At 32.5% G+C, this 875-nt stretch carries 1 protein-coding gene; it reads right to left on the bottom strand.

Going from position 1 to position 875, the window contains the following annotated elements:
• Positions 1-16: 16 nt before the first annotated feature.
• A partial coding sequence (locus A6E03_RS16300) for a DUF2971 domain-containing protein (RefSeq protein WP_218060171.1) occupies positions 17-875 on the bottom strand: 859 nt, incomplete at its 5' end.

Below are 875 nucleotides of genomic sequence, written 5' to 3'. Positions count from 1 at the left end.
CGTGTTGATGCGATTGTTAGGCATCTCTAATAGCGATTGCAAATTTCGAATCTTCTAAACTCGCATTTCTAACCTGGGCACCAATTGCTTTTGTTAACTCACATATTTCATCGTCATTACATCTCATTCCTAATGTTACCGAAGTTATTGCTTTATTTGGAATATTATAGAGATAAATATTTTCCACATCATTTGTTATCTTTGAAGAATAACCTTTTAAAGTGATATTATTAACTAATCTTATTTCCTCTTCATATGCCCATTCTAAACTTTTATAAAGCAAATGAGGTAATACTGTTTTTTGCTCAATAACTAATTCTGAACCTTGTTCATCTATTAACAACTTCGCTATAATTCCAGCATCAAGTGGCACACTAGAATAAGTTACAGCTCCCGAATCCACATCGACGATAACATCTTGAGAGCTACCTAGAGCAGGTAAAAAATCTGAATCAAATTCAATAAGGCAGCCTTTATGATTATCAGCATAATGCGCCCACATCAATAATGAATAAGGGGTGCGAGAAAGAGATAACACACCAAAAATACTATCAACTTTAAGACGAATAACGTCTATTTCTTTTGCTATTTTCTTTTTTTTATACTGTAAACCTTGAATTGTGACTTCTGCAATATTTTTTGCCAAAAGGTCACCAGACTCAATGTTCAATTTTAAATTGTCAGATAACTCTATTGGAAGATCGCTTTTATTAAACCGAACTCCTTCATAAGGATCATTCAAGAAATCAGGTTGCGTATAACGAATTGTTCGATTTTTTAAAATTAACTTGGCTATATCTGCCGAGACATACTTATATAATTTCATACTCATTCTTATATTGACATTTTGATGCCTAATGTAGTGGTCAAGTAAA

The sequence above is a fragment of the Aliivibrio sp. 1S128 genome, from assembly GCF_001691065.1.
GTDB lineage: Bacteria > Pseudomonadota > Gammaproteobacteria > Enterobacterales > Vibrionaceae > Aliivibrio.
Note: the sequence above shows the minus strand (reverse complement) of the source record. Positions and strands in the feature narration are given on the sequence as shown.